Annotated in this window: 25 protein-coding genes; 10 read left to right on the top strand and 15 right to left on the bottom strand. The window is 58.1% G+C overall.

What is annotated here, in order from left to right:
• Positions 1 to 18: 18 nt before the first annotated feature.
• From gshA to E1958_RS00505, 3 genes are all read right to left on the bottom strand, one after another.
• Entirely contained in the window at positions 19 to 1,620 is a 1,602-nt protein-coding gene (gene gshA / locus E1958_RS00495; protein WP_133510127.1) for a glutamate--cysteine ligase, read from the bottom strand.
• Positions 1,621 to 1,639: 19 nt separating this feature from the next.
• Positions 1,640 to 2,110, bottom strand: coding sequence for a hypothetical protein (locus E1958_RS00500; RefSeq protein WP_133510128.1), 471 nt, complete (start codon positions 2,108 to 2,110; stop codon positions 1,640 to 1,642).
• A 124-nt stretch (positions 2,111 to 2,234) separates the two neighbouring features.
• Positions 2,235 to 2,525 carry a hypothetical protein gene (locus E1958_RS00505; protein WP_133510129.1) on the bottom strand — a complete coding sequence of 97 codons (291 nt, stop codon included), beginning with the start codon at positions 2,523 to 2,525 and terminating at the stop codon, positions 2,235 to 2,237.
• 519 nt (positions 2,526 to 3,044) lie between these two features.
• Here E1958_RS00505 and E1958_RS00510 point away from each other — a divergent pair.
• The gene (locus E1958_RS00510; protein WP_341765476.1) at positions 3,045 to 3,911 is read left to right on the top strand and encodes a metallophosphoesterase family protein; all 867 of its coding nucleotides are present in this window, start codon (positions 3,045 to 3,047) and stop codon (positions 3,909 to 3,911) included.
• Between the two features lie 84 nt (positions 3,912 to 3,995).
• On the opposite strand, the gene E1958_RS00515 is transcribed toward E1958_RS00510, so the two are convergent.
• The 5 genes from E1958_RS00515 to epmB form a co-directional block, all read right to left on the bottom strand.
• Positions 3,996 to 4,298, bottom strand: coding sequence for a nucleotidyltransferase family protein (locus tag E1958_RS00515; RefSeq protein WP_133510131.1), 303 nt, complete (start codon positions 4,296 to 4,298; stop codon positions 3,996 to 3,998).
• Between the two features lie 250 nt (positions 4,299 to 4,548).
• Complete coding sequence (locus tag E1958_RS00520; RefSeq protein ID WP_133510132.1) at positions 4,549 to 7,443, bottom strand: tetratricopeptide repeat protein; 2,895 nt, start codon at positions 7,441 to 7,443, stop codon at positions 4,549 to 4,551.
• A 6-nt stretch (positions 7,444 to 7,449) separates the two neighbouring features.
• Positions 7,450 to 8,643 (bottom strand): hypothetical protein, encoded by a 1,194-nt coding sequence (locus E1958_RS00525; RefSeq protein ID WP_133510133.1) that lies wholly within the window; start codon positions 8,641 to 8,643, stop codon positions 7,450 to 7,452.
• A gap of 18 nt (positions 8,644 to 8,661) precedes the next feature.
• Positions 8,662 to 9,462, bottom strand: a complete 801-nt coding sequence (locus E1958_RS00530) for a hypothetical protein (protein WP_133510134.1) — start codon at positions 9,460 to 9,462, stop codon at positions 8,662 to 8,664.
• Entirely contained in the window at positions 9,459 to 10,472 is a 1,014-nt protein-coding gene (epmB, locus tag E1958_RS00535; RefSeq protein WP_243448352.1) for an EF-P beta-lysylation protein EpmB, read from the bottom strand. The genes E1958_RS00530 and epmB overlap by 4 nt, the downstream gene beginning before the upstream one ends.
• A 222-nt stretch (positions 10,473 to 10,694) precedes the next feature.
• Between epmB and E1958_RS00540 the strand changes: the two genes are divergently transcribed.
• Complete coding sequence (locus tag E1958_RS00540; RefSeq protein WP_133510136.1) at positions 10,695 to 11,264, top strand: YqiA/YcfP family alpha/beta fold hydrolase; 570 nt, start codon at positions 10,695 to 10,697, stop codon at positions 11,262 to 11,264.
• Between the two features lie 144 nt (positions 11,265 to 11,408).
• On the opposite strand, the gene E1958_RS00545 is transcribed toward E1958_RS00540, so the two are convergent.
• The 3 genes from E1958_RS00545 to E1958_RS00555 form a co-directional block, all read right to left on the bottom strand.
• Positions 11,409 to 11,801 carry a type II toxin-antitoxin system VapC family toxin gene (locus E1958_RS00545; protein ID WP_089728160.1) on the bottom strand — a complete coding sequence of 131 codons (393 nt, stop codon included), beginning with the start codon at positions 11,799 to 11,801 and terminating at the stop codon, positions 11,409 to 11,411.
• On the bottom strand, positions 11,801 to 12,010 hold the full coding sequence (locus E1958_RS00550) for an AbrB/MazE/SpoVT family DNA-binding domain-containing protein (protein WP_089728162.1): 210 nt from the start codon (positions 12,008 to 12,010) through the stop codon (positions 11,801 to 11,803). The genes E1958_RS00545 and E1958_RS00550 overlap by 1 nt, the downstream gene beginning before the upstream one ends.
• Positions 12,011 to 12,112: 102 nt before the next feature.
• Complete coding sequence (locus E1958_RS00555; protein ID WP_089728163.1) at positions 12,113 to 13,309, bottom strand: TraB/GumN family protein; 1,197 nt, start codon at positions 13,307 to 13,309, stop codon at positions 12,113 to 12,115.
• A 366-nt stretch (positions 13,310 to 13,675) separates the two neighbouring features.
• On the opposite strand from E1958_RS00555, the gene E1958_RS00560 reads away from it, so the two are divergent.
• Complete coding sequence (locus tag E1958_RS00560) at positions 13,676 to 14,140, top strand: Rrf2 family transcriptional regulator (RefSeq protein ID WP_133510137.1); 465 nt, start codon at positions 13,676 to 13,678, stop codon at positions 14,138 to 14,140.
• A 203-nt stretch (positions 14,141 to 14,343) separates the two neighbouring features.
• Here the strand turns inward: E1958_RS00560 and aroE are convergent, their stop codons facing one another.
• The 3 genes from aroE to E1958_RS00575 all read right to left on the bottom strand — a co-directional run bounded on the left by aroE (position 14,344) and on the right by E1958_RS00575 (position 17,044).
• Complete coding sequence (gene aroE / locus E1958_RS00565) at positions 14,344 to 15,183, bottom strand: shikimate dehydrogenase (RefSeq protein ID WP_133510138.1); 840 nt, start codon at positions 15,181 to 15,183, stop codon at positions 14,344 to 14,346.
• A 254-nt stretch (positions 15,184 to 15,437) separates the two neighbouring features.
• Entirely contained in the window at positions 15,438 to 16,370 is a 933-nt protein-coding gene (locus E1958_RS00570; RefSeq protein ID WP_133510139.1) for a type II secretion system minor pseudopilin, read from the bottom strand.
• Positions 16,367 to 17,044, bottom strand: coding sequence for a general secretion pathway protein GspJ (locus tag E1958_RS00575; RefSeq protein ID WP_133510140.1), 678 nt, complete (start codon positions 17,042 to 17,044; stop codon positions 16,367 to 16,369). The genes E1958_RS00570 and E1958_RS00575 overlap by 4 nt, the downstream gene beginning before the upstream one ends.
• Before the next feature lie 514 nt (positions 17,045 to 17,558).
• Between E1958_RS00575 and E1958_RS00580 the strand changes: the two genes are divergently transcribed.
• From E1958_RS00580 to accD, 7 genes are all read left to right on the top strand, one after another.
• Entirely contained in the window at positions 17,559 to 17,939 is a 381-nt protein-coding gene (locus E1958_RS00580) for a clan AA aspartic protease (protein WP_089728173.1), read from the top strand.
• Positions 17,940 to 18,160: 221 nt separating this feature from the next.
• Positions 18,161 to 18,961 carry a tRNA pseudouridine(38-40) synthase TruA gene (gene truA / locus E1958_RS00585; protein ID WP_133510206.1) on the top strand — a complete coding sequence of 267 codons (801 nt, stop codon included), beginning with the start codon at positions 18,161 to 18,163 and terminating at the stop codon, positions 18,959 to 18,961.
• Between the two features lie 289 nt (positions 18,962 to 19,250).
• Positions 19,251 to 19,586, top strand: coding sequence for a DUF4062 domain-containing protein (locus E1958_RS20730; RefSeq protein ID WP_207787650.1), 336 nt, complete (start codon positions 19,251 to 19,253; stop codon positions 19,584 to 19,586).
• Between the two features lie 312 nt (positions 19,587 to 19,898).
• Positions 19,899 to 20,585 (top strand): phosphoribosylanthranilate isomerase, encoded by a 687-nt coding sequence (locus tag E1958_RS00595; protein ID WP_279381384.1) that lies wholly within the window; start codon positions 19,899 to 19,901, stop codon positions 20,583 to 20,585.
• A gap of 247 nt (positions 20,586 to 20,832) precedes the next feature.
• Positions 20,833 to 22,047 carry a tryptophan synthase subunit beta gene (trpB, locus tag E1958_RS00600; RefSeq protein WP_133510142.1) on the top strand — a complete coding sequence of 405 codons (1,215 nt, stop codon included), beginning with the start codon at positions 20,833 to 20,835 and terminating at the stop codon, positions 22,045 to 22,047.
• 11 nt (positions 22,048 to 22,058) lie between these two features.
• Complete coding sequence (gene trpA, locus E1958_RS00605; protein WP_133510143.1) at positions 22,059 to 22,874, top strand: tryptophan synthase subunit alpha; 816 nt, start codon at positions 22,059 to 22,061, stop codon at positions 22,872 to 22,874.
• Positions 22,875 to 22,909: 35 nt separating this feature from the next.
• Positions 22,910 to 23,770 carry an acetyl-CoA carboxylase, carboxyltransferase subunit beta gene (gene accD / locus E1958_RS00610; RefSeq protein ID WP_133510144.1) on the top strand — a complete coding sequence of 287 codons (861 nt, stop codon included), beginning with the start codon at positions 22,910 to 22,912 and terminating at the stop codon, positions 23,768 to 23,770.
• A 345-nt stretch (positions 23,771 to 24,115) separates the two neighbouring features.
• On the opposite strand, the gene E1958_RS00615 is transcribed toward accD, so the two are convergent.
• Positions 24,116 to 26,668 (bottom strand): TIR domain-containing protein, encoded by a 2,553-nt coding sequence (locus E1958_RS00615; protein ID WP_133510145.1) that lies wholly within the window; start codon positions 26,666 to 26,668, stop codon positions 24,116 to 24,118.
• Positions 26,669 to 26,733: the final 65 nt, after the last annotated feature.

Raw genomic sequence — 26,733 nt, forward strand, 5'->3', positions numbered from 1 at the left:
TTGTTCGGCTCATCCAACTCAGGGGTGAAAATCCAATGCCTGCTCGCCTTGGGCAAAGTAGCGCTCGAGGAATTCGTCGAAACCCATATCGTCGGTTTCCTCCAATTCCCGTTGGCGCTCCCACGACTCTCGGCTCAGGCGCTCGAACAAGGTCTCGTACTCGGTATCGAGCGATGAGCTACGGAATCGGTCACGGTACTGCTGCGAGGTACGTTGCGCAAAGTCGAAGAAGCTCTCTGCGTTGGCCCGCATCTCGGCAAGCATCCTGGCGGAGGGTGTCAGCTCCGGATCGCGTACCTTCTCTTGCTGCCGACGTAGGCTATTGGCACAGGGACCGCCGCTGCCACCGTCCATCAACTCCGCGGCCGGGAGCATGGCATCCAACACTTCCTCCGCCCACTGACGGAGGCGGATGCCGTTTCCATTCCGGTCCAGCTCCAGGGAGGGATCGCGGCCTCGGTGAGCAACTGAGAGCAGGTTCGCATCGATGGCCCGGCGCTCACTCGTACCGATGCGGGGGCTCTCCGTAAGCAGGCAGAACAGCATAAAGGCATCCAGGAAATAGAGTTGCTCCTCGGTCACGCCGAGGGGATGGAAAGCGTTCACATCGAGGGAGCGTAGTTCCAAATAGCCAACACCGCGTTGGCGCAGGGCCAGACTCGGCTTCTCCATCCACCGGGGAGGCTGTTTCGGGCGTACGGGACCATAATATTCGTTCTCGATCTGGAGCAGATTGGCATTGAGCTGCTGGTAGCGCCCACCGACCTTGACACCGATGGCCTGGTAAGCGGGACAGGGGGTCCGGACGGCCCAGGCCAGACTCCGCAGGTAGGCGTCGAGGCTGTCATAGTTCACCTGCATCCCGGTGCCGGCGGCCTTGAGATTCTGATAGCCCCTATCACCCATCCGCAGGGAGGTCGCATAGGGGTAGAAGTAGGTGCTCCGGTCGAACGCCTCAAGATCCGTATTCCGGTTCTGCACAAAGGTCTTGCAGACCGCCGGAGATGCGCCGAAGAGATAGGGAATGAGCCAACCGAACCGCTGGAGATTGCGGATCGACGCCATGTAGGCCTCGGAACGGAAATCTCCCAGCTCCGTGTTGCAGCCTTCCAGCTCCCGATACAGCGGCCAAAAGGCATCGGAAAACGAAAAGTTGTAGTGAACGCCCGCGATTACCTGCATGGGGCGTCCGTAACGGTTGCCTAGTCCACGCCGGTACACCGTCTTCATGCGGGCAGCGTTGGAGGTACCGTACCTGGCCAGCGGGATAGGGTCCGCTCCCTCCAGCACGCACGGCATGCTCGTCGCCCATAAGAGCTCGTCACCGAGGTGGTGGTGGACGAAGACATGCAGGCCGTGCAGAAAAGCGAGAACCGCTTGTTTGTCCCGCATCGGCGGCGTAATGGTTTCGAGCAGGGCCTCGGAAAAATCCGTCGTGAGATACGGGTGCATCAAGGCCGATCCGAACACGGCGGGATGGGGCGAGGCGGCGACGGTCCCCGCCGGGGACACCCGCAGCCCCTCCTTTTCCAGACCGATTAAACCGTCCTGCAGGCAGTTACCGAGCGGTGCGCGCGCCAGTCCGGTCAGCCGCCTGTTGTAGTTGGTGCAGGGGTCCATTCACCGAAGTGGAAGATTTTTACTTATTGCGATCCATATAACTCTTTACCCCGAATCCACCACCGAATCCGCCCAGAAAAACGGCAAACAGCTTGATAGCTTCTTTGTATAAATCTTTGTCGGCTCCAACGAGGAAGACTGTTAGAAAAACAAAAAGCGCTATAAAAATAAGGACGTATACTAACGTAAACTTTCTTGATTGTCTGATGTCTTCATAGGAATGCTCATCTTCTCTTTCAGAAATATCCAATATCTTGTCTATATGCTTTTCCGTAATTTTATCTGTCAGAGGATTCGGCACCGGACCAAATCCCTGTATCGACATCATGCCGAACTCAAGTACCTTGCGAGCTTCCGGTGGAAGTTCCCCTAGAAACTCGAATCCCGGAGGGGTTCCGGGTTCTTCGGAAACAGAGTCTCGATATTTTTGCTCCGTCCCATCGTTTGTTGCGGCAAGCTCGTGTTTGCCTTGCCCTATTTCTTCTTTCATTTTGGAATACTCGGCAAGTAGTCTGTACTAATCTTGGGCACCTTAGAAAAATAGCTGTTTTCACCAATTAAGAGGCTCTAAACTATTGATTGTTAAAGTATGCCGTTGACGAAAACCATATTTTTCAAGCTGCTCTCTTATCCTCTGACCTAAGTCTCAAAACCCTTTCAATCTTGAGTTTCAAATCCCTTTCAATTCTGTCACCTACTTCAACTTTAATGGATGCCGCCGCCGCCCTTTTCACGAGTTTGCTGAACTCATCATCATCCAACGTCCCGTCCTTTTGAAGACGGACCAAATACTTGACGAGGTTGTGAAAACCCTCGATATGTCGAGGGGTGCCTTGTGGTCGGGGCTGTTCGGTTACATGGAGACCGAAAAAGTCCAATGACCCGATTCCGCGCGGATTCTTCATTAGAGTTGTTTCCGAAGAGTTGTTTCCGATGTGAACCTTTAAAAATCAATCAGTTATATTAGGATACGAGGCCGATACAGTGACTATTAACCGGGAAACACAGGGTTAGACGCCAAATAACTCACATAACATACTGATTTCAAATTATTTTTCCAAGGGTGCAACTCTATTGTAATCACTTGCATTATGATTTGAATCTAGATAATTCCAGTATTTGCAATTGTACGCTAAAGTTATGTTATGCAAGGGAAAATAAGTATTTCAAGCATTCACGCCTCCGAAGCTGGTTCAAAACGATTATAGGCTATTTTGGGGTAACGATTCAGCTACCAGCTACCAATCGCCGGGTAACCGTTCAGCCCCCTCTTTGTTTTGCCATCCCTGGCATCTGGATTCCGGCAATCCCTGCCGGAATGACGGGATGGGGGGGCTGAACGGTTACGTCGCCGGCTGCCGGTAGGGTAAGTGGGTTATGCCCACTATCGCCGCGACCTGATCCGTGCGGGCCGCGCATAGATTATGATGGAGCAACCGCAGTTAAAGGTACAGTACATGAAGGTCGCCGTGTTTTCCGATGTCCAGGGCAATCTCCCGGCAATGGAGGTCGCCGTCGAGCATATCCTGGATTGGAACCCGGACCTGGTGATCATGGCGGGAGACCTGGTCAATCGGGGCCCGAGCAGCCGCGCCTGCCTCGAGCTGTTCGACGCCTTACGCCGTGAGCAGGGCTGGCTACCGATCGTGGGGAACCATGAGGCCTGGGTGCTCCGCTGCGGCCAGGAGCGCCCCCTCGACGCTCTCGACGCCGCCATGCGCCGCTTCGCGGATCTGACCTTCTGGCAGATCGCCGAAGTCGAGGAAGCCCTGCTCGACTGGCCCGATCATATCAGCTTTCACGCCGATGCCGAGGATAGCTGGGTCCATGTCACCCACGGCTCCATGGCCGGCCATCGGGCCGGCATATCCGCCAGGACGACGGACCAGGACCTGCGTGGCCGGCTGCCGGAGGACGTGTCCCTGTTCGTCGGCGCCCACACCCACAAGCCTCTGCAACGTCGGCTGGGGCGCACCGGCATCCTCAACGTCGGCTCCGTGGGTTCCCCTTTCGACGACGACGTGCGCGCCAGCTATGGCCGGTTGGAGCTGCGGGGCGGTCGCTGGCAGACCCACATCGTCCGCCTGCCCTATGACCGGGCGCGCGCCGAACGGGATTTCGTGGAATCCGGGTTCATCGAGCAGGGAGGCCCCCTGGTAAAGATCATCTTTGAGGAGTGGCGCCAGGCCCGCGTGCTGCTGGCGAGCTGGCACCGCCGTTACGGGGAAGCGGTGCGCAGCGGTGCCATCACCCTCGAAGGCGCGGTGACCGAATTTCTGCGATCCTTATAATCGATCTCCGTGCGCTGTCGTCTAGCCATGAAATCCAACCCGGATTCCGCAGCATCGATCATATGCGACAGACGCGACCAGTCCTCAGCGTGCATACTGCACCTCAGCCGTGCGCACAACCTCCTCGCGGAAGTAGCGCGATAGATCCTGCGCCGTGCGTAGATCCACCAGGCTCCCCCCCAACAGATCCGACAACTCCAGCTCTATTGCTGCCAAAGCGATCAAACCGGGTTCCTTACCCGGCTCGAATTCCACCAACAGATCCAGATCGCTGTCAGGACGAGCAGCACCTTTCAATTGCGATCCGAACAGTGAAAGCCGTCGAATGGAGTGTCGGTCGTAAAAGCCGACAAGTGTGGCCTCGTCGAGCGTGAGCCGTGCCTTCATTCCGCCTCCTCCCTGCACTAGGGTGAATCGAGTGGGGTGTTGCAGCCATTTAACATAGTGAAAACAATCGATTAGAGTTAAATGTCAACAGCTGTATTGCGAATCCCCAGCTGACGCCGCTGTGCGTAGTTGGCTTCGTTTGAATTTACGTCATCTTAAGGGTAAGCAGTCATGCACAATCGATGTCGGGTTACGGCGCGTTCGAATGGATTCGCGGACCTCGCCATCGGTAAGACGCGCCTAACCCGACCTACAAACAGAAGCGGGTGCGGTCGGCGGGATCACCGGCGCCGCGGCTGCGGCCCTCGGCGAAGGGACGGTAGCGTTCCAACCAGTCCGGCGGTTTGGGTCGGTCACGGAAGCGGGCGACCTGCTCCGCGGGCAGCGCCAGCAGCGCAGCGACCCGCTGGGCGGCGGCCGGGGCGGTATCCGGTCGCAGACCGGCGAACAGATAGAGGTCGTTGATGAAGCCGAAACAGGCCTGATGGGTCTCGAGCCGGGACAAGATCTCCTGCCACAGCGCCTCGTCCGCTTCGCCCGTGGCCAGGGAGGCGATGAACAGATACCGGGCGGCAGCGGATTTTGGGTCCCTCTCCAATGCCTCCCGAGCCAGTCGGGTATGGCGTTCCACGAGTGTTGCTATCGATTCCTCAGCAGAATGGTCAGTCTTCGATACCAGGCGCGGGCCGCTCTCGGGATCGGTCGGCCCCGCCAGTCCGACGGCTAACCACAAGGCATTGGCCTGGAATCTAGGTTGGCGGTCGAACAGATCGAGTGCCTGCTCCAGCGCCTTCCGCGCCCGGTCCGGTCGGCCCCGTACCAGTTCCAGCCGGCCGAGATTCAGCTGGAGATGGGCGGCTTCAAGGGATTCAGGCTTGGATCTGGTCAGGCCCTCCGTGAAGCAGCGGAAGGCCTCCTCGCAATCGCGGTGTAAGGTTTGGTGCAATAGTCCCAGGCCGTTCCAGGAGAAGGCGAATTTCGGATCCAGCTCGATGGCCTGACGATAGGCCGCTTCGGCCTCTTCATAGCGGTCGGGATATTGCATGAGCAGATCGCCCAGGCCGTTCCAGGGATGGGCGAATTTCGGATTCAGCTCGATGGCCTGACGATAGACCGCCTCAGCCTCTTCATAACGGTTGAGATGCTCCGTGAGCAGATTGCCCAAGTTGTGCCAGGGAAGGGCATCTTTCAGGTCAAGCGCAATGGCTTGGCGTAGTATGGGTTCGGTCCTTATCGCCAGTCGCGGCAGCTCGCCGATTACCAAGGTGACCATGAGAAAACACCGGAAGCTGTCGTCGGGTGGATGGTCCAGCAGATGTGTCAGCAATTGCTCGGCACGGGCCAGGTCCGGCTCCGGTGCTTGCAGCAGCCGGCGCGCTATCAGGAAATCCAGCCAGGCATGACCCGGTGCCAGTCGGCGCGCCCGTTCCTCGAGCTGGTTCCAGATCTCCGCCGGCGTCGTCTCCGGCAGCTCGAGCTCGAGCAGCTGCTCGGCCAGTGTCTCCAGCTCCGACGGGTCGGCTACGGCCTCCGCCCGCTCGATGGCTTGATCTGCCGCCTCTCTGTCCCCCATGCGCGCGATTAGCTCTCGCGCCAGGCCCAACCAGTAGTGGGGCCAAGCCTCCGCATGGGCGAACAGGCTCTCTCCCTTCAACGGTGCATACAGATACCGCCGCCAGCCGGCATTCTCATCCCCCAGGACAATCCCGCCCCATTCCGGAACTCGCTGATGAAATGGGTCAAAGACACCATCTGGAAATTGTTCCAATAACGACTCGAATCCTTTCTGTTCCTCCTTGAAGATCGTTAGGAATTCATCGACCCGATCTGGCGACAAAGACGGATAGGATTGCAGGATGTCTTGTTTTTCTTCCGCCGTGAGGACGAGACTATTTGCCAATCGGTTGAGGAAATATTCCCGATCGGTAGTAATGGCCGAATCGGCCGGCAGCAATTCATCCAACCTCTTCATTCGTGCCGGTTCGTCTGGCTCGCCCAAGGGCCAATGCCAAGCCGGCAGATTAGTCAGGGGATTGGGTCGGTGACCCATGGGGGGCGAGACGGGCGTCGTTTCCGGTGTTTGCTCGGCCGGCGCCGTGATTTGCAGTATCTGGTCACGAATCCGACGCAGGGTCTGGTCCTGGTCCTCGCGCCCGGTCTTGCCCTCCAGGTGGTGGGCGATGCGCAGGACCTCGCGCCCGTAAAGGGATTCGGGCCACCGGGTTGCCAGGGGGAGCTCACTGGTGGCTAGGATCGGGGTGTAGTGGAGAACAAAGCTCTCCGGCACCCGTTCGTATTCCCGATTGGCGGCGATGCGTCGGCTTTGGTTCAGCAGGCTGTGGGCCTCTTCCAGGGCCGCGAACACGGTTTCGTCCTCGGCGGTCGGTATCGGCGAGAAGACGACGCAGAGCTGGCGATGGAGCTCGTCGATGGGGATTCGTTCGTTGCTGGCCAAGAGGGCGCGTAGGGTCAGTTCCAGGCCCTTGAGGTTCTGGGGGTTGAGGCCGGCCACCAGTACGATCCGGTCGGCTAGATAGCCCAGGCTGAGATCCGGCAGCTCGGCGAAGCCGGTGCGGCTGTCGATCAACAGATAGTCGATGGTCCGGCCCGCGGCAGGGTAGGGCTCGGGGACCCGCCAGTGCTCCAGATCCTCCCGCATCTGATAGGCCAGGCTGCGGTAGAGGGTCTGGCGGTCGCTCTCGTCCGGGGTACCCCGGCGCGGGGGGATGGGCGCCAGGATGCCGTCGGATCCCGGCGGCGCGCCGGTGACCGGATGGCTGCCGGCATCGATGAGTAGAAGTTGGCCTTGATCCTGATCTTTTCCCGGTCCACCGTCCTGGTGGGACAGGTGCATCTCGCGCAACAGCCAGTGGGGGGGCAGGAAGACCCCCTGTGCCGCCTCCTCTCGGTCCGGCTCCTCAATCACGGGCTGTAAGGCGGCTATCAGGTCGCTCATGCCCAGATCTTTCCCCTCCGGGTAGAGATAGGGGCCTGCCAGGGGCGAGTAGGCCAGGCCCGGCGCCATCAGATCCAGATCCATCAGCACTACCACCTTGCCCCGACCGGCCCAATAGGCCCCCAGGTTGGTCAATAGGGCGGTGCGTCCGACGCCGCCCTTGAAGGAGAAAAAGCTGATGATTTTCATCACTACTCAGGCAGCTGGTACCGGTTTGGAATCCAACACTAATGGGCGTAGGAGCTTGGAGGCGAGTCCGAGCGGGTAAAACTTTCCCGATTCCGAATCGGAATAACCATAAGGCCAGGAGGTATCCTTCGGCTCGTCGGCTACCTTCAGATCCGGAGATGCCGAGGTGGATTCGGATAAGTAAAGCCTTCCCGATTCCGAATCGGAATCACCATGAAGCCGGGCGGTATCCTTCGGTTTGCCGGCTACTTCCAGGTCCAAATATGGTGGAGTGGATTCGGATAGATAGAGTTCTTGCTCCAGGTGATCCAGATATTCCAATCCGCGCCAGAAAAGATCATTCAGTTCCGAATCGGAACGATTCTCATAACGCCTCTTTTCATCCCCGCCGATGCTAAGTAATCCCTGGGCAAAGCGATTGCGCCAGGCCTGGTTCGCGCCCAAGAGGACACCATACTCCCAGCACAGGGCCAGCCAGATCCCCTTGGTATCCTCCCGCTCGCGGCTCTCGTGGGCCAACCGGCACAGGGTCGGGTACCGGAGACCGGCATATTCCGGGTCGAGCTTCAGGAGCCCTCGATACAGCAGGGTGAACAGATGGAAGGTCGCTTGGTCGAGGCGTTGGTCCCTCCGGCCATTCAGGATGGAAACGGCTCCATCGAAAAACGACCGGATTTTCCCTGCGCAGTGTTCCGGCCAGCCGGACGGCAAGGGTGGCGTGACCGCCAGCCAGAGATCCAGGATCTGGCGGGCGTGGATCAGGTCGTCGCCGGTCAGCTCGATCAGCGCCTCGCCCGGCCGCGGCAGGCCGACCTCGAGATGCCCCCAGAGCCAGGTGCGCAGCCGGCCCGCCAAGGGTTCCGAGCGACGGACCTCGAAGGCGCCGACCAGTTGGCCCAGGCGGTTGATCGCCTGAAAGCCGTCACCACGGGCCAGGGCCTCTTCCAATAGTTCCGTTACTACACGGCGCAGTCGATCCTGGGCAGGCCGATCCTGGTCCCTTCTCAATTGGTCGTACAGATACAGCAGCAGGAGACTGGTGTCCGGCTCGTCCCGCCCCAGGGGTGGGGAGACCAGACCCTGCACCGGCTCGCGCGTACCGACCAGGCGGGCGCGAATCACCTGCTTGACCGGATCGAAGGGTGCCTCCTCGCGCAGCAGCCGGCGCAGACCGGCAAGATATTCGCTTCGTGTATCCATTAGGTAGGTTCGGGTAGCCTACAACCACTCCAGATCGATCTTCTCTAATCGGGATTGCCAATGACTATAACGATAGGACCGGGAAATCAACTCCGGGTGCCCTTGCAAATCCGACCGCGCGGGACAGGTCATGCCATAGGGCCTCTCGCTATGGTCCGGTCGGAACGCGGTATCCTCCCAAAAGGCATCCAGGGCGCAGGGCTTATAGGTTTGGTCGGCCAACAGCTGCGGGGGGATCGAAATAACGACCCCTCCTTCTCGGCGCGCGTCATCGATGCTCTGGGGGTCCAACATGAGTTCTTCCATGTAGGTAGCGGCATCGACAGACGCTGGGCGTCCTGCTTCCGGAAAGGTCCACCAGGTGGGTGCCCCCGACTCGCCGGTGGTTCCACGAAAGATCGCGCTATCCAAGGACTCCGGCTTGCTTTTCAGCATTTGCCGATACGCTTCTCTCGCCTCGAACAGGTGGGTTTGCGCTTCGGTGCTCCAATAGTTCGCGGGTTCTTCCGGACCGGGAAGAAGATGGCGATGTAGGAATTTGGTCAGCGTCACGACGCGACGCAAGGGCCTGTCCTCCGGCGGCTTGCAGCGCTCGTAGGCGTCCGGTCGTCGGACGGTCTGATGGTCCTCGACGATTTCGGTAAAGGGCCGGTCTAGGTCGGCGTCGCAGGCCTCCTTTATCGCTTGCTCGATAGCGACCGGGATGTTGGCCCATGGGTTCCCAGTAGAGGGACAATCACTCATCAGGTTGGCGGCTGCCTGCCCGTAGCCGGGCTGCTCGGCCAGTAGCTGTTGGATTTTTGGTTCGCAAGATTTCATTTCGAATCGATTGGGATCTTATAGGGCTCGCCCGCGGTTTCTTTCACCAGCCGCGGAACCAGGTAGCCGGGCAGCAACGTGCGCAGCTGATCGAGGATTCGCATCGCCGTCGCCTCGTCCAGCTCGTAATGTGCCGCGCCCAGGACCCGGTCGAGCAGGTGGAGATAGTAAGGCACAACGGCGCACTCGAACAATGTCTCGCTGAGCGCCGCCAAGCGGTGTGCACTGTCATTCACGCCGCGTAGGAGCACGCTTTGGTTGAGGAGCAAGACCCCGGCGTTACGCAATCGTTCCAGGGCGCTCCGGGCTGCTGATCCCAGCTCCCGGGCGTGATTGGTGTGCACCACCATGACCGGCTGCAGGCGGCTCGCGCTCAGGATATGGCACAGGCGATCCGTGACCCGAGCGGGTAACACGATCGGCAGCCGAGTGTGCAGGCGTAGGCGTCGCAGGTGTGGTATCTCTTCGAGCTTGCCGATCAGGGTGGCGAGGGGTTCGTCGTCCAGCATCAGTGGGTCCCCTCCGCTCAGGATTACTTCGCGGATCGAAGGGTCCTCCGCGAGCCGGCGGACGGCACCCGCGGCACGATCGAGTTGGGCGGAGTCCTCTCGGTAGGGGAAATGGCGGCGGAAGCAGTAGCGGCAGTGAATGGCGCAGGCGCCGGTGAGCAGCAGCAAGGCACGACCCTGATATTTTCGCAGGAGGCCTGGGGTGCATACCGCCGCCCGTTCACCCACCGGATCGGTGCTGAAGCCGGGTGGACTCCACAGCTCTTCTGCGAGCGGTAGGACCTGGCGCAGCAAGGGATCCTGGGGCTCCGACGGCGCCATGAGCGCGACGTAGCTGCGTGGGACCAGGAGGCCGAATCGCTTCGCCGCCGCGTATGCCGCGGGGAGCAGTCCCCGGTCGAGGTCCAGGACCCTGATGAGTTCTTCCGGGCGGGTGATCGCCCTGCTCAGCTCCTGCTGCCACGCATGACGAGTGCTGAGGATCTTCTCTTCGGTTATCAAGTTGCTTCCGGCAGATGGCTGTACCCACCGCCCCTGCATCAGGAAGTCGGTCAGGTTAGGCGGGCCTCGTGAGGTTGCAGGGTGCCGGCGAGTTCATCGACCGACAATTCCGGGTTCAGGAGCGCGCGTGTCGGCGCGGCTTGGAGCGGAAAATCCGTCCATGACGGGTATAATCAGGGGCCGAAAAGGGCAGCGGGTGCTGCGACTACCTTAAGACCAGCGATGTTGATCTATCTTCACGGCCTCAACAGTTCCAATCAATCCCACAAGGCGGGGGTGCTGCACGAGCGGTTGGCGCCCAGCCGGGTTCTGGTGCCGTCTTATCCGGCCCATCGACCGGATGCGGCTATCGCAAAGCTCAGCGATTTTTTCCGCGGGCTACGCGAGGAGCAGCCACCCATCGTCGTCGGCAGCTCCATGGGCGGCTTCTACGCCCAGTATCTGGCCCGGCAGTTTACCTTCGCGCATCTGTTTCTCATCAACCCGGCACTCACGCCCTGGGATCTGCTGCGGGGTTTTGAGGGTACGTCTCAGACCACCGCCTACGGCGAGACCTACATCATCGGTCGGGATCTGATCGAGAGTACTCGAAAATACGGGGTCGATACCCCTTGCGACGGGGTCCCGACTACCCTGTTTTTGGACCAGGGCGACGAAGTGATCGATTTTCGCATCGCCGAGTCCTTGTATCGCGATTGCGGCAGGCTCCTGATCTTCAAAGGTGGGGATCATGAGTTCCAGCACCTGGAGGAAGCCATCGCTGTGATCGGGGAGGAAGTTACAAAGGATTAGGGCGTGTTGACATTTAGAAGGTCCGCACAGCGGACCCTACAGTCAATCAAGTGGTTAGGATAGGGTCCGCGGTGCGGACCGCTTGAGCATTGCGGCTACCTAACATATGAAAAACAAACGGTTAGGGTTAAATGTCAACAGGACCTAGGGCTCCGACAGCAGGCGCTTAGGGAAATAGGTGACGTCGGTAAGCCCGGCGAAATGGTCATCGATGGTAACCAAGGTCACCTCGTAGCGGCGTGCTGTGGCGTAAATCAAGGCATCGGCGAAGGAAAGGCGATGGGCCAGAGACAAATCTGCCGCATAGAGCGCCAGCGCGGTGGTCAGTGGAATGACCTGGGTTTGGTTGGTCAGGGCCATGATCTCCATAGCCAGTGTCTCGTTGCGCTCACGCTTGACCCACTTATAGAGCTCGAATTGCAGACAGGTGGGAACGATCAGCGATTCGGGCTCGGTCAAAAAAGGAGCAAAACGCTCTGCAAAAACACCGTCCGTCAGCCACTCGATCCAGCCGCACGTATCGACCAACACTTCCATCAGTAGCGATCTCTGCGGTCGCGGTACCCTTCCGGATTCGCTCCCTTGAGCAGACCCCGAGATTTTTCGATGGGACGCAGTGGGACCAGCTCGATAACGGACCCTTTCGTGATGAGGGCAAACTTCTGCCCGGCGTGCAACCCCAACTCGTCACGGATGGCTTTGGGCAAAGCAAGTTGGTACTTGCTGGAGAGGGTGACAGCGATCATTTTTACATGCCCCTTATCGATGATGAATCAGTAAAAATATAACCCGCTGCTGGAAATGACGCAAGCGGTACTGATAGGTATTATCGGTATCGTCCCGAATCCTCAAGCAAACAGCCGTTCGAAGATGCGGAACCCCGCGACATAGGTGCCGATGGCCGATCCGAGCGTGGAGAACAGAAACACCAGTAGGGTGCGCGAGACCCGGTTACGCCACCAACCCTTGAGGGTGGCGGTATCCCGGCGCAAGCGGCCGAAGTCGCCGATACTGGGCCGACGCAGATAGAGCTCCGCCGCCCCCGTGACCATACCGGCGCCGATGGTGGGATTCAGGGAGGTCAGGGGGGCAGCCAGGAAGGCAGTGACCACCGTCAGCGGGTGGCCGGCGGCGACGGCAGCGCCTAGGGCGGAGAGGCTACCGTTGATGAGCACCCAGTCCAGCACCACCCGTAGACCGAGCCCCGGGCTCTGGTAGAAGCCATAGCCGAAGCCCCCGAGGACCAGGACGACGACGAGCCAGGGGATGAGCTTGGGCCAGCGTTGCGGTGACGGCAACCGGTCGAGCTCGGCGAGCTCGGCCCTGGGGTCCCGTCCCGGCACCTCCCGCAGGTGGCCCGCCACACCTTCGATATGTCCCGCTCCGAGCACTGCAAGGACCTTCTCGTGGCGCTTGCTCGCGATCTCTTCGCGCAGCCGGGCGGCCATGTAACGGTCACGTTCATCGATCAGGGGGACATAGAGATCCCGGCGATCCTCAGCAAATTCGGCAAAGGTGGTCTCCAGCACATCACCTTCCTTGAGACGCTCGATTTCCTCCTCCGTGACCTCTTCGCGAGAGAGCAGAGTCGCCAGCAGACCCGAGAAGAGCCCGAACCGCTTCCACCAACTAAGATTCCCCGCGGTCCGCTTCAAGGTGACGCCGATCTCCCGGTCCACCAGCAGCACCGGGAGCCGGCGTTCCCGTGCCACCAGGATGGCGGCTCGCTGCTCGGCCCCCGGCTCAATTCCGAACTGATCCGCCAGCCGCTGTTGGTAGGCAGCCAGGGCCAGACTCGCCACGACCATGTAGACTCGGCCCTGGCGGATCACGGAAAACAGATCCATACGCGCCAGGGCATCCGGGTCCATGAGCGCCTGGTGTCGGCTAGGACAGAGCTCGACGGCCACCGCGTCATAATCACCACCCTGGAGCAGCCCGCGTACCTTGTCCGCGCTGGCGCGGGAGACGTGCGCGGTGCCCAACAGGGTCAGCTCGGAATTGCCCAGGCGGACATCGATTCTCGGTTCCTCGGATGCGTGCATGTTCGGCCTTGGGTCCTCGAGACGATCAGGGGTGGCGGCATGATAACAAGGCTATGGTGTTTGGCCGCGGGATAGTTTGAACCCTTGAACCCCAAAGGCGCAAAGGACTCTCCCCGCAGGAGGGTGTGGGGAATCGGTCCGTAGCGGTTCATTGATACGCGCTTACCCTGGATGTGTAGGAAAATTCTTGACTATTTTACTATGATATAGCTATGCTTTGTTATCAGGGGTGGGTCCGGTGGTTTGCGTGTACGAAGGCTGACACAAGACATGTAACCCTTCATTCCCCCGCTAGCTCCCGATCTTGAGAAACGGGAAATCAAAGGATCCTGTCTGCATCGAACTTAAAATTAAGGAAAAACGACCATGAGACTCTCTACCAAAGGAAGATATGCGGTTACCGCCATGCTGGATCTGGCGTTGCACTCCGGCAAGGGGCCTGTGACCCTAGCCGATATCTCCGTGGACCAGGGTATTTCCTTGTCTTACCTGGAGCAGCTTTTCGCGGCCCTGCGCAGCAAACAACTGGTCCGGGGTGTGCGTGGTCCGGGCGGCGGCTACTACCTTGGAAGGCCGTCCGACGAAATCTCCATCGCGGATATCATCTGTGCCGTGGATGAGTGGGTCGAATTCACGCACTGCAACGGACGGGAAGACTGCCGCGGTGGCAACCCTTGCCTTACTCACACCCTCTGGGACCAACTCAGCAATGAGGTCTTTAGCTTTTTGGATGCTATCTCGTTGGCCGATTTGGTACGGCGGGGTCTTGGTGACGGCGCCGAGGTCGATCGCACAGACCAGCCTGTTTTAGACAAAAAACAGGCTGCCTGACCGATCCGCCCCTCCGGAGTGCAAGGGTAAGTGCGTATCAACCTGCCCGGAAATGCGATCCCGGCGAACCTATCTGCCCTGCTTACGGCAGACAGTACCGGCCGGATCGACTTGCTTCTGCATCAGGAGGGATTGGGACGGCCGTCATTCGCTCGACATGTGGTAAGCCGGGGGCCACAAGCCGCTATCGATCCTATCCCACGTCATCTCAAGACCTGGGAGTACGCCTGATCGCCCCGGAGCTGGGCGATGACGGGGGGCGTCGAGGGACGCACCCCTCGCCATAAGAAAAAGGACTCTGCGGCCTGCTCCACGAGCATACCCAGACCATCCAGGGCCCAGGCAGCCCCTCGTTCCCTGCCCCAACGCAGGAAGGGGGTAGGCGTATCACCGTAGAACATGTCATAGGTCCAACCGCCTAGGGCCAGGCAGTCTCGAGGAATCGCGGGCACGCCCCCGTCGAGACCGGCGGAGGTCGCATTGATGATCAGGTCGAAACGGCGGCCGCTCAGCCCCTCCAGCCCGCACCCGCTGACTCGATCCGCCGCGGTGGCCGCGGCCAAGTCCAACGCCTTGGCGGCGGTACGATTAGCGATGACCAAGGTATCCAGCCCCGTTTCCAGGAGGGGGGGCAACACCCCGCGGGAGGCACCCCCGGCCCCGAGCAGGAGTACCCGCTTGCCGCCGAAGTCGAAGCCGTGGTTTTCGGACAGATCCCGCACCAGGCCGATCCCATCGGTGTTATCCCCGCCAAGGCGACCGTCGGGAAGCAGGGTCAAGGTGTTGACCGCACCCACGGGCTCGGCCCTGGGGCTGCGTTCGTCGACCAGCTCCCAGGCCCGCTCCTTGAAGGGAAGGGTGACATTCATACCCTGGCCGCCCGCGGCGAAGAAGCGATGCACGTCTCCGGCGAAGCTGTCCGGGTTGCCCAGGATGCGTCCATACGCTATGTCGTGCCGGGTCTGGCGGGCAAACTCGGCATGGATGAACGGCGACTTGCTGTGCGCGATGGGATTGCCAATGACTGCGTACTTATCGGCCATGTTTTCAGTGGATTCGATCCAGGTCCTTCGTTTTTTGGTAGTGGTCAATTTTTAAATGGTTAGCGTAGAAGGGTTCATTATGCCCCGTTTCTTGATTTGATCCCCTCTCCCCGACCCTCTCCCGGAGGGAGAGGGGGTGCTGCGTGTGGCGTGCCCAACCCACTGCGAGTGCCGTAGGATGCGGTGAGCGCAGTAGGTCTTACAGGATGGCACCACGAGGAGGCGCGAACCGCATCGATGGACTGACAGCTGCTTTAGAAAAGCCCGTCTTCTCCGTCTTTCGCGTCGGCGGCCGCGACGGATTGCTCGGCAACCAATCCGAAACGTCGCCATAGGACGCGGAACGGCGGTGATCTGCCTTTCTCAATGCGTATCAGGGTCTCCATGGTCAAGCCCGGCCCATTATCGACCAAGTGGGTATCAACCAAGTAGGTGACGCGCACCCGGTATAGGGGTCCGCCGCGGTCGACGGCATTCCCATCCGAATCGCCGGCCCCGGTAGGTACCTTTCGTCCCAGCGCCTCCAGTGCAGCCTGCACCAGCGGTGGGGAATACCGCTGGTTCAGCTCGGCACCGCCGGCGTTCACTGTGAGGGCCGGGAGCAGGGTGCGGTAAAGATCCCGGTCGACACCTAACACCAGCTGCAGCTCATCCACGCTGTCGAAAGGGCCGTCTTTAGCACCGTAGGAACGGCCGGCGGCGGCGTATTCCCTATCCTCCGCTCCGTTGAGCTCGGTCAGGTCGTCGGTATCGCGCCAATCCTCGATGGCGTCGGCCAGGGTGCTCACCTTTTCCTCCGCTTCCTCCCCTCCAGGGGCCGCGGCCCTGAGTAGGGCCTCCAACAGGTCCCGGTCAGCCGTGTTGAGGTCGACCCGCGAGGTCTCGTTGAATACCCTGATCTGGAGGGTTTCGCCGGCAAAGGTCCAGGACCGCGGCATACCGTCCGGGACCCACACCTCGGTCTCTTCGTCAATGATCGTCACTGGGGCCAGTAGATTGAGAATGGCCCAGCTGACGCCGGCCTCGGCCAAGGCATGGAAACGCGCGCTAGCGAGCTGGTTACCGGTCAGGGTGCTCTCAGTGCGCTGGGCCGTCGTCAACCCAACGGCGATGATGGTGAGCAAAGCCAGGACCCAGAGGACCAACATGAGGGCGATGCCGCGCTGCACCGAGCACCGACCGTTCATGGTCCATCACGGAGGATCGACTGTTGTGCGAGTCCGAACCGGGGTAGCCGGAAGAGCATGTCGGGCCAGGTCCGTCCCTGGGCGATCAAGTGTACGCGAACGGCCAGGGGTATACGGGGTTCTCCCAACCACTCGGGGCCCCACTCCGGCTCCCGTTGCCCCTCTGGGATGCCGAAATAGCCGATCCGTAATTCCTCGACGCCGTCGAGCAGCAGGGTACTGCCATAGGCACCCACGGCAAGGTCCTCATCCAGGGGACCGGTCACGGAAATGTCTCCATCGCCATCGAAAGGCGTCCACTTCGGAATGCTGTCGGTTTCTTCGAGGACATCCGGATGGAGTAACCGGCGCGTCAGCACCAGCCGTCCGTCCTCTTCCAGGGTCAGTCTCAGAATATAGAGTCCCGGCGTGCCTACATGCTCGGACAAAGGCGCGACGAACTCCAGATTCTCCGCATCGCCGGCGAAGACCGTCATCTGCTTCCCTTCAAAAGTGATTCGTGTCGGTCTTACCTGTATCAGTGCCCGCGCTAGAAAATTGCGCGCGATGCGCGACCCGGCGGTCTGCTCCGCGGTGGTCTCTACCCCTTCCCAGATCCTGGTACCGAGCCTCAAACTGGAGAAGAGCAACAGGGTGATCAGTCCGATCAGGGCCAGCGCGATGACCAACTCCATGAGGGTGAAGCCGAGCGCGCGCCCAGGGCCGAGGGCACGGAGTCGTCGGGGGAAAGCAAGGAGACGCTCGGACTTGGTCGATCCGCATGGAAAAGGCTGGGTTCGGGATAAGCTGGGCAGGTTAGTATCCAGTTTCAGTCTGTTTTTCCGGCACGGCGGTGACGGACACACTAGCCCGCATATCTCTTCGGCCTGCATATCTCCGGAAATTGCCGTCCTGGTGGAATGCGCAGCCGCGTCCGCGCTGCCGCGGGCAAAATTCCTAGGGGCGAAAAAGGCTAACACCTGGCGCGAGTAGTCGAGAATAAGGTTTTTGAAGTTCCGGTCGTGACCCATGGGCCAATCTTAAACCGATTCACCGGCGAGTGCGTGTACAATTGAGCATCAAACCACGAGGAGAATGTCATGAAGAAAAACCTATTGTTGAGTGGAGTGGCCGGACTGGTGGTCGCAAAATTCGTGCCTGGTAAAGCCTAATGTTTGAGTGCCGTTAGAAATCCAATGAGAGGCAACCATGGGCACCAAGCATGTAACCGTAACCATCAGAAATCCTGCTAACCCGAAGAAGACATGGGAAGGTCTGTTTTTGGTTGACACAGGTGCGGTCGATTCGCTTGTGCCTAAAGACCGGCTTGAAGCGATTGGCTTAAAACCCAAGGCCAAGCATATCTATGAGCTTGCGGACGGCAGCGAAGCCAAAATGGATATAACCACAGGCGATATTGAATTCATGGGTGAAATCGTCGGCGGTACAATAATTTTCGGCGACGCCGAGTCTGAGCCTATCCTTGGCGTCACCGCACTGGAATCCGTTGGGATTGTGGTTGATCCTCGCAATCAAACCTTGAAGCGAATGCCGGCTACTCGGTTAAAGCAAGCCCGTAGATGGTGGTAGTAGGGCGGGACAGGCCAGGGATGGCCGCATCCCGCCGAATATTCTCATTGAAGCAGCTACGCGGGATCTATTTCCGCGACCTTGTTGGAAGCCGCTTTTGTTGTGGTGGGCACAGCCCACCCTACGGTCGCACCGCAGGCGTGTCGGAAATGTAGGTTATAAATCCGCGGGATTTTTAAGTGGCAGCAACGACGCCGACCGATGCAGCAATTCGCATCGCCATGGGGATCGAATACGACGGCAGCGCATTTCACGGTTGGCAGGTACAGGACAATCAGCGCACGGTCCAGGGGCAGTTGGAGCGGGCCATCGGTAGGGTTGCCGATCACAGAGTCCGTGTTCACTGTGCCGGGCGCACCGATGCCGGGGTCCATGCCGTCGAGCAGGTCATTCACTTCGATACCAGGGCAGAGCGGAGCGAGCGATCCTGGATACTCGGCACCAACGTCAATCTTCCGCCGGATGTCAATGTACTCTGGGCCCGCCCAGTGAACGCGGGGTTTCATGCCCGTTTTTGCGCCACCGCCCGTCATTATCTTTATCGCATCCTGTCACGACCGACGCGCTCGTCCCTGCTCCGCAACCGGGCAGTATGGGTGCACCAGGCGCTCGACCTGAACGCGATGCGTTGCGCCGGGTCGGATCTGGTCGGCGAGCACGATTTTTCCAGCTTTCGCGCCCTCGGTTGTCAGGCCAAGAGCCCCGTGCGGCAGGTGCATTACATCGGCCTGGAGCGGTGTAGAGAGGTGCTTGAGCTGCGCATCGGGGCGGATGGCTTTCTGCATCATATGGTGCGCAACATCGCCGGTGTCCTCATAGCCATCGGGTGCGGTGACCAGCCCGTCTCCTGGGTCCGCGAGCTGCTGCGGATCCGTGATCGCAGGCACGGTGGTGTCACTGCCCCGCCCCAGGGCCTATACTTTCTGCGCGCGGACTACCCGGAGGGGTTCGATCTGCCGCAACGGGCTCTCACAGTGCCCCTCGGCATCGACACCGGGCAACCGAATGATAACGATGGATAGCAAGCCGATGGTTTTCTATTTTGAACCGCAGAGGCGCAGAGGAAATGGAATGCTGGCTACCGGCTACCAGGCCGTAGGATGCGGTGAGCGCGGCAAGTCTTATCAAGATGGCATCATGAGGGGGCGCGAATCGCATCGATGGATGCCCGCAGCGAACCGCATCAACCCGCGTAAAGGCACCTTGAAAAATAGGTATTTTCACCAATCAAGCGACTCTAACCCGTCGATTATTCAAGCAGGCCGTCGACGAAAAAGGTGCCCGTAATCGAATCCCGAAAGCGCGTGCGCGATGTCGGGCACGGGCCATCCGGCGATGCGGTTCGCGCTGGCTGTCAATGCCATCCATGAGGCGGTATACCACGCTCACCGCATCCTACGGGCTACTGAGGGCAATAGAGTGTCCGACCATATAAAGAAAAGATTACAAGTCTTCGTTTCATCTACATATGAGGATTTAAAGGAAGAAAGACAAGCCGCAGTCGAGGCAATATTGACTGCCGGGCATATACCGGCAGGGATGGAATTGTTTACCGCCGGAGACCAATCTCAGATGGATGTAATCAGGGATTGGATCGACGAGTCGGATATATTTTTACTGAAAAAATCACATTATGACGGCGGGTGACGGCGCGCCAATCACCGTGGCCAATGCAACTTCACAGCAGGCGCGCCTTACCCGCCCTACGCGGGCTGATTCCCATGTATACGGGGTAGTGGATACATGTTTGATTTCTCTCCGCGGCGCGGAGCTTCCACGTTTCCACGCAGCGCGTGGAAACGAGAAAAAATAGGGATAAGCGAAAACCGCGTTTTCATTTGTGTCCTGAGAAATCGTATACCCTTTGCGCCTTTGTGGTTCAAGCGGTTCTACTGGAAATCGGCGACTGGTAGCTGGTAGCAATTTGTTCATTGTTAAAGAAATTGATACCTGCTCACCCTGACATCGGCAACGAACCTTTCATCGATGCATCGCACCCGAGTTAAAATCTGCGGCCTGACCAGGGAATCGGATCTGGCGGCAGCGGTCGCTGTCGGCGCTGATGCAATCGGATTCGTGTTCTATGCGCCCAGTCCACGCGCTGTAGATCCCGAGCAGGCGCGGGCGTTGGTGGCTGTGCTGCCGCCCCTGGTGACCAGCGTCGGGTTATTCGTGGACGCGGAGCCCGACTTCGTAAGATCGGTGCTTGCGTGCGTTCCGCTCGCTATGCTCCAGTTCCACGGCGAGGAGCCGCCGGCCTACTGTGACGCCTTCCACCGGCCCTGGATCAAGGCCATCCGCATGCGGCCCGAGACCGACCTGCGGGCGCTGACACGGCGGTACCGGGATGTGCGGGGCTTGCTCCTGGATACCTATGATCCCGCAGTCGCGGGCGGCACCGGTCGCCGCTTCGACTGGGACCTGGTTCCGGGCTGGCTCGCGCCCCGTATTATCCTGGCCGGCGGCCTGAATCCGGGCAATGTGGCGGAAGCCATACGCCGCGTCGGTCCTTATGCCGTAGACGTCAGCGGGGGGATCGAATCGGCAAAGGGCGTGAAAGACCACGCCAAGCTGGAGGCATTCTTACGAGGGGTGAGAGAGGGCGATGACTATCGAAGCCATCACAAATTACATTCAAATATCTGACCGGCCTGCCTCCTCTTGCTCAACCCTGTAACGTCCTAATAGTACAGGATTAACAAGATTTTCAGGATTAACAGGATTCTTTACTTTATTGTCCTGAATTTTCGCCGCACAGTGATACTCGTTAAAACGAAGAAAAATCCTGTCAATCCGGGAAATCCCGTACCATTGGACAAAAGCACGAATCTCGAAGAATTACTGATAGCGTTCAACCGGAAATTCATCACGACACATCAGGTACTACTTGATAATGAACCCATCACATGATGACACCATGCAGCTGCCGGATGCCGGAGGGCATTTCGGCCGCTACGGCGGCATGTTCGTCGCCGAGACCCTCATGCATCCGCTGGAGGAGCTGCGGGTCGCCTACGAACGGTACCTTAAGGACCAGACCTTCCTCGCGGAGCTGGATGCGGATCTACGCGACTATGTCGGTAGGCCATCCCCTGTCTACCATGCCGAGCGCTGGAGCCGGGAGCTCGGCGGGGCCCAAATCTTCCTCAAGCGCGAGGACCTCAACCACACCGGCGCCCACAAGGTAAACAACACGGTCGGCCAAGCCCTGCTGGCACAGCGTATGGGCAAGACCCGCATCATCGCGGAGACCGGGGCCGGCCAGCATGGCGTCGCGACCGCTACCGTGGCCGCGCGCCTGGGCCTTACGTGCGTGGTCTATATGGGTGAAGTGGACATGGCGCGCCAGGAGGCCAATGTCTACCGGATGCGCCTCCTGGGCGCCGAGGTGGTAGCGGTCAAATCCGGCTCCCGCACCCTCAAGGATGCCCTCAATGAGGCCCTGCGGGACTGGGTCACCAATGTGGACGATACCTTTTATATCATCGGCACTGTGGCGGGTCCGCATCCCTATCCGGCCATGGTTCGAGATTTTCAGACCGTGATCGGGCGCGAGGCCCGCGCCCAGCTGCTGGAACGCACCGGGCGTCTGCCGGATGCCCTGGTCGCCTGTGTCGGCGGAGGCTCCAACGCCATCGGGCTCTTCCATCCCTTCCTCGACGATGCCGAGGTCGCCATCTACGGCATCGAGGCGGCGGGCGAGGGACTGGCGACCGGGAAGCACGCCGCGCCCCTGTGCGCCGGTACCCCCGGCGTGCTCCACGGCAATCGCACCTACCTCATGCAAGACCGGGACGGGCAGATCATCGCCACCCACTCCATCTCGGCCGGGCTCGATTATCCGGGGGTCGGACCCGAGCACGCCTGGCTCAAGGACAGCGGACGCGCCCGCTACGAGACGGCTACCGACGCCGAGGCCCTGGCCGCCTTCCATGCTTTGACCCGCATCGAGGGCATCATCCCGGCCCTGGAATCGAGTCATGCCCTGGCCTATGCCGCCAAGCTGGCACCGACCATGACCAAAGACCAGGCAATCCTCGTCAACCTCTCCGGACGCGGGGACAAGGACATGCACACCGTGGCCGCGCGGGAAGGTATCCAGCTATGAGTAGGCCAGCTATGGGAAGAATTACGCAACGCTTCGAGACCCTGAGCAGGCAACACAAGACCGCCCTGATCCCCTTCGTCACCGCCGGCGACCCGCAACCGTCCGTCACGGTTCCCCTGATGCACGCCATGGTCGCCGCCGGAGCGGACCTGATCGAGCTCGGGGTCCCCTTCTCCGATCCCATGGCCGACGGGCCGGTCATTCAGCGCTCCAGCGAGCGGGCCCTGGCGCACCACGTCAGCCTGCGCGACGTACTGGACATGGTCCAAGGGTTCCGCGCGCAGGACGTGGAGACACCCATAGTCCTCATGGGCTACCTCAATCCCATCGAAGTCATGGGCTACGACAGCTTCGCGGCGCGGGCCGGAGACGCCGGTGTGGACGGAGTACTGGTAGTGGACGCACCGCCGGAAGAGAGCCGGGAACTGGTAGAAGTCCTGCGGGCAGCGGCGTTGGATCTGGTCTATCTGCTCGCCCCGACCTCGACCCCAGAGCGGATCGCCAGGATCGCTGAGGTAACGTCTGGGTTCGTCTACTATGTCTCCTTCAAAGGAGTGACCGGCGCCGGGCACCTGGACGTGGACCAGGTGGCCGCCAAGCTGCTGCCGATCCGGCGTATGATCGAGCTACCGGTCGGGGTCGGATTCGGCATCCGGGACGCCGCAAGTGCCGCCCAAATCGCTCGGGTGGCGGATGCGGTCATCATCGGCAGCGCCACCGTCAGGCGGATGGAGGACCTGGCCGACATGCCGCAGCGCATACCGGATACCGTGTGCGATTTCCTCAGCGGCCTGCGGGCCGCAATCGACGCTGCCGGCGAGTCCTGAGCCGGATTCTTTAGTGCACCCGGAGGCCCCACGCGATGAACTGGTTCGATAAGCTGATGCCCGGCAGCATCCGCACCGAGACGAGCAGCAAGCGCGCGGTGCCGGAAGGACTGTGGGCCAAGTGTCCGGGGTGCAACGCCATCCTCTACCGTGCGGAGCTGGAGCGCAATCTGGAGGTCTGCCCCAAATGCAGCCACCACAACCGACTCGGCGCCCGGCGTCGGCTCGAGTCCTTCCTCGACCCCGAGCCGCGAGAAGAAGTGGGGGCGGACATCGAGTCGGTCGATCCCCTGAAATTCAAGGATCTCAAGAAATACAAGGAGCGCCTCGCCGTGGCCCAGAAGCAGACGGCGGAAAAAGAGGCCCTGGTGGTCACGTGCGGCTGCGTGAAGGGACTCAATGTAGTGGCCGCGGCCTTTGAGTTCAAATTCCTGGGCGGCTCCATGGGCTCGGTCGTTGGAGAGCGTTTTGTCAGGGGGATCGACATGGCCCTCGAGCAGGACGCGGCGGTTGTTTGCTTCGCGGCCAGCGGCGGCGCGCGCATGCAGGAATCCCTGTTCTCCCTTATGCAGATGGCCAAGACCAGTGCCGCCCTGGGGCGACTGCGCGCGCATGGTCTGCCCTTCATCTCAGTGATGACGGACCCCACCATGGGCGGCGTCTCCGCCAGCCTGGCTATGCTCGGGGATATCAACCTAGCCGAGCCGAACGCCCTCATCGGCTTCGCCGGACACCGGGTCATCGAGCAGACGGTACGCGAAAAGCTGCCGGACGGCTTTCAGCGTAGCGAGTTCCTGCTCGAGCACGGGGCCCTGGACATGATCATGGACCGGCGCGAGATGCGCGACCGGATCGCCGATCTGATCGCACTGCTCACTCATCGCCCGCGGCCCTGAACCAAGTTTGTTTGAATCACAAAGACATAAAGGGGGGGGAAAACTCAGGGTTTATTGCACCTTACCGCGCAAGAATGGCAGCGGACTCAACCTACACCATCAGCCAGGCATCATCCCGCCCTGAATACTAGTCAACACGGCGTCCCGCGTAGCTGTGCCAACGATCCATGCCACGCCGACCAGCAAACGCAGTCGCTGCAAGCCGCCTTTGAGTGCCACTGTCGGTGCTAACCTGCGGTGCTGTGGTGGCAGATCGGATTCCATGCGACAAGTCGTTGAGTAGGCGAAAGCTCGTGTAGGATACGATTCGTTTCACTTATCGTATCACCCCACAGCTCTTTTGATCTACATTTCAAAAGCTTTTTTCAGTTCTATACTACGTTGACCCTTCACCGGAATACCCAGGGCCTCTGCAATTTGTTGCTTCTTCCTATAGTCAACATGGTGCATGTAGATATGCTGAACAACTAGTTCCTTGAGCATCCTGTTGCATACAATATTGTTGTCGAAGGAATTGGTAAGTTTCCTAAGAGACTTAATATCAACTACCTTCGTAAACCACATCTCGATACTTTGTGTTATAAGTTTTACTGCGGGAGTCGAATCTTCATTAGTAATCTCTCTAAAACCTTGTATGGCATCCCCCGATCCAACAGATCTACCAATTTGTTTTAACATGCCAAAAACAACTGCGTATGTTAAAGAAAGAAAAATATCCTTTGCTGCTTTTTCTATCTGACGATTATCCAATTGCAGATTTTCTTGTAGCATATCCTCAATTGCTTTTGCTACACTTTGTTTAGACCTATCCGAAATCTCCAAGAAATACTGTAAGAATCGCAAGCCTACACTGTAGGCCTCAGATATCAAACTCTTTATCCTCACTTTATCAAGTGACCCATGCCGAGTCCTGATAATCTGACCGATTATTATCATACCCTGAAATGTTTTGTTAATAGAAGCGAATAATTCGTCTGGCCCTTCCTCTTCCACTGTCTCTCCGAGTTCTTCTTCAGCCCCATCTATCATATCGCGCCTTTCAAGATATTTCCTCCTTTCTTTCTCAACCTCCCGCTTCTCTACGACTATCTCCGGTATCTTGTCGAGGAAATCTACCATAAATCCAAGCTGATCTTTCTTTAATGTTGCCTCGTTATACTCAGCGAACAACTCCATAATACCTATCTGTATTTCATCAAGCACCCAAGTCTCTTTCGTATGATGCGTTAAAAACACAATAATATTCGAACAATCTTCTTTATGTAAATACTGAATCAACCTCTGTATCTGCTGTTTGGCCTCCAGACCCTCTGATAAATTCTCCGCCAAGTATTTTGCAGCAAAGAAATAGTAGATAAACCGATACTTAAATGCCAACAAATTTTCATTCATTATTAGGATGTTTGACCGAAGCAAGTTTTTCAGAATCCAGTCAAAATCTACTGATAAGAAGTTATTTTGGTAGCTTTGTAAAAAATCATTATAGTGGTCAGCATCTAGTGCACGCAGGTTTTGATTGAATAAATAGATCGCAAGCTCGGTGAGATAGTTGATGTGTGAGTCGATCTGCGCCTGAGGTATGTTGACTCTTTCTAATGCTTGGTAGATGAGATAACGGTAACAATGACCATACGATGTCATCTCCAAACGCTGGGGATTTACAGCTTCAAAGCTTTGTAAAATCGACAGTATATAAAGAGGTTTGGATGGTACAATATTTTTTCGTACAAACGCGTCGATATGCTCTTTCAAGTAATCGACTCGTGCGTGAAGATCAGTTTCAGGAATACCTTCCTTGTTTCCTAGCGCCACCCAATTTCCTATGAGCTCATCACGCTTAACGTGCCCAAACGTTGATATCTCATACCTAGAGTATTCCTTGAAATCGCGTAACTCAAGCATAACGAAACGATAAGTATCTCCAGCAACCAAAACGATTCGAGGAAAGCGTTCTTCAATCCAGGTAAGGAATTTGTTCGTGTATTTACGATTTAATTTTACATTCTGAAAGTCATCAACAATGAGGACATCAAATCTTTTATCGTCGCCACTGAGTGTCTCTTCACCGTATTGCCAACATCTGGCTTTATCGAACGTTATCGAGGCATCCCAGCGTGAAACCTCTTCACCTCGAAACACAACCGGGGAAAAACCGCGTTGTTGATATTCAGAGAATAAAAATTTAATTAAAGACGTTTTGCCGGATTGTTCGTCTCCAAAAATAATAAGCCGATCAGAATTAAGAATAGCTTCTGAGGTGTTGATAGATTTGGAGATTCCATCTAATTTATAATCTTCAATTCTTAGATCAGGAGGGACGTAGATGTCAGATAACCTTACTTCACCTAGCCGCGGATGTACTATCTGTACTTCTGTATCTTGTAACCATCGATGAAATTCAGATGTAAGACAATTCTCAGAAGGTAATTTTACCGAAACCATCTTGGTTTTGGTCTTTAGTATTGCAGTAATAACTTTTTTCAAGCCTTCTACAACATCCAACCAGGCGTCATCTTTATCATCCCACTTCACAATGGGCCTACCGTCCCGTGGAAGAACTTCTAGTTTAGAAAATCCGCTATCTTTCCAATCACAGGGACGCACTACAACAGGAACAACCCTGGCTTTATTAGTTTGGTGACGCGCCAAAGCTTGTTCTAACTCCACATCCATACAGTAATCCGAGTGCAAAAAGTTGGAACTAACCAATAGAATAATAATTTCAGAGGATTCCAAAGCGGAGTCGATACTAGCTTTCCAATCAATGCCTGCATCAATCTCCCGGTCATGCCAGTCATCAATGTGCCCATTCCTCTTCAATAACGAGAGATGTTTCACTAGTTCATCTTTGTCTTCTTCATCGTGGTGGGAATAACTTATAAAGACTTTTACACTCATTATCTATCTCACTTCTAATGTCGTAGGTGATTGTCCACTTGCGATCACCAAGCCTGTGGAGGATA

Origin of the sequence: Candidatus Thiosymbion oneisti, assembly GCF_004359955.1 — a bacterium.
In the GTDB taxonomy this organism is placed as follows: domain Bacteria; phylum Pseudomonadota; class Gammaproteobacteria; order Chromatiales; family Chromatiaceae; genus Thiosymbion; species Thiosymbion oneisti.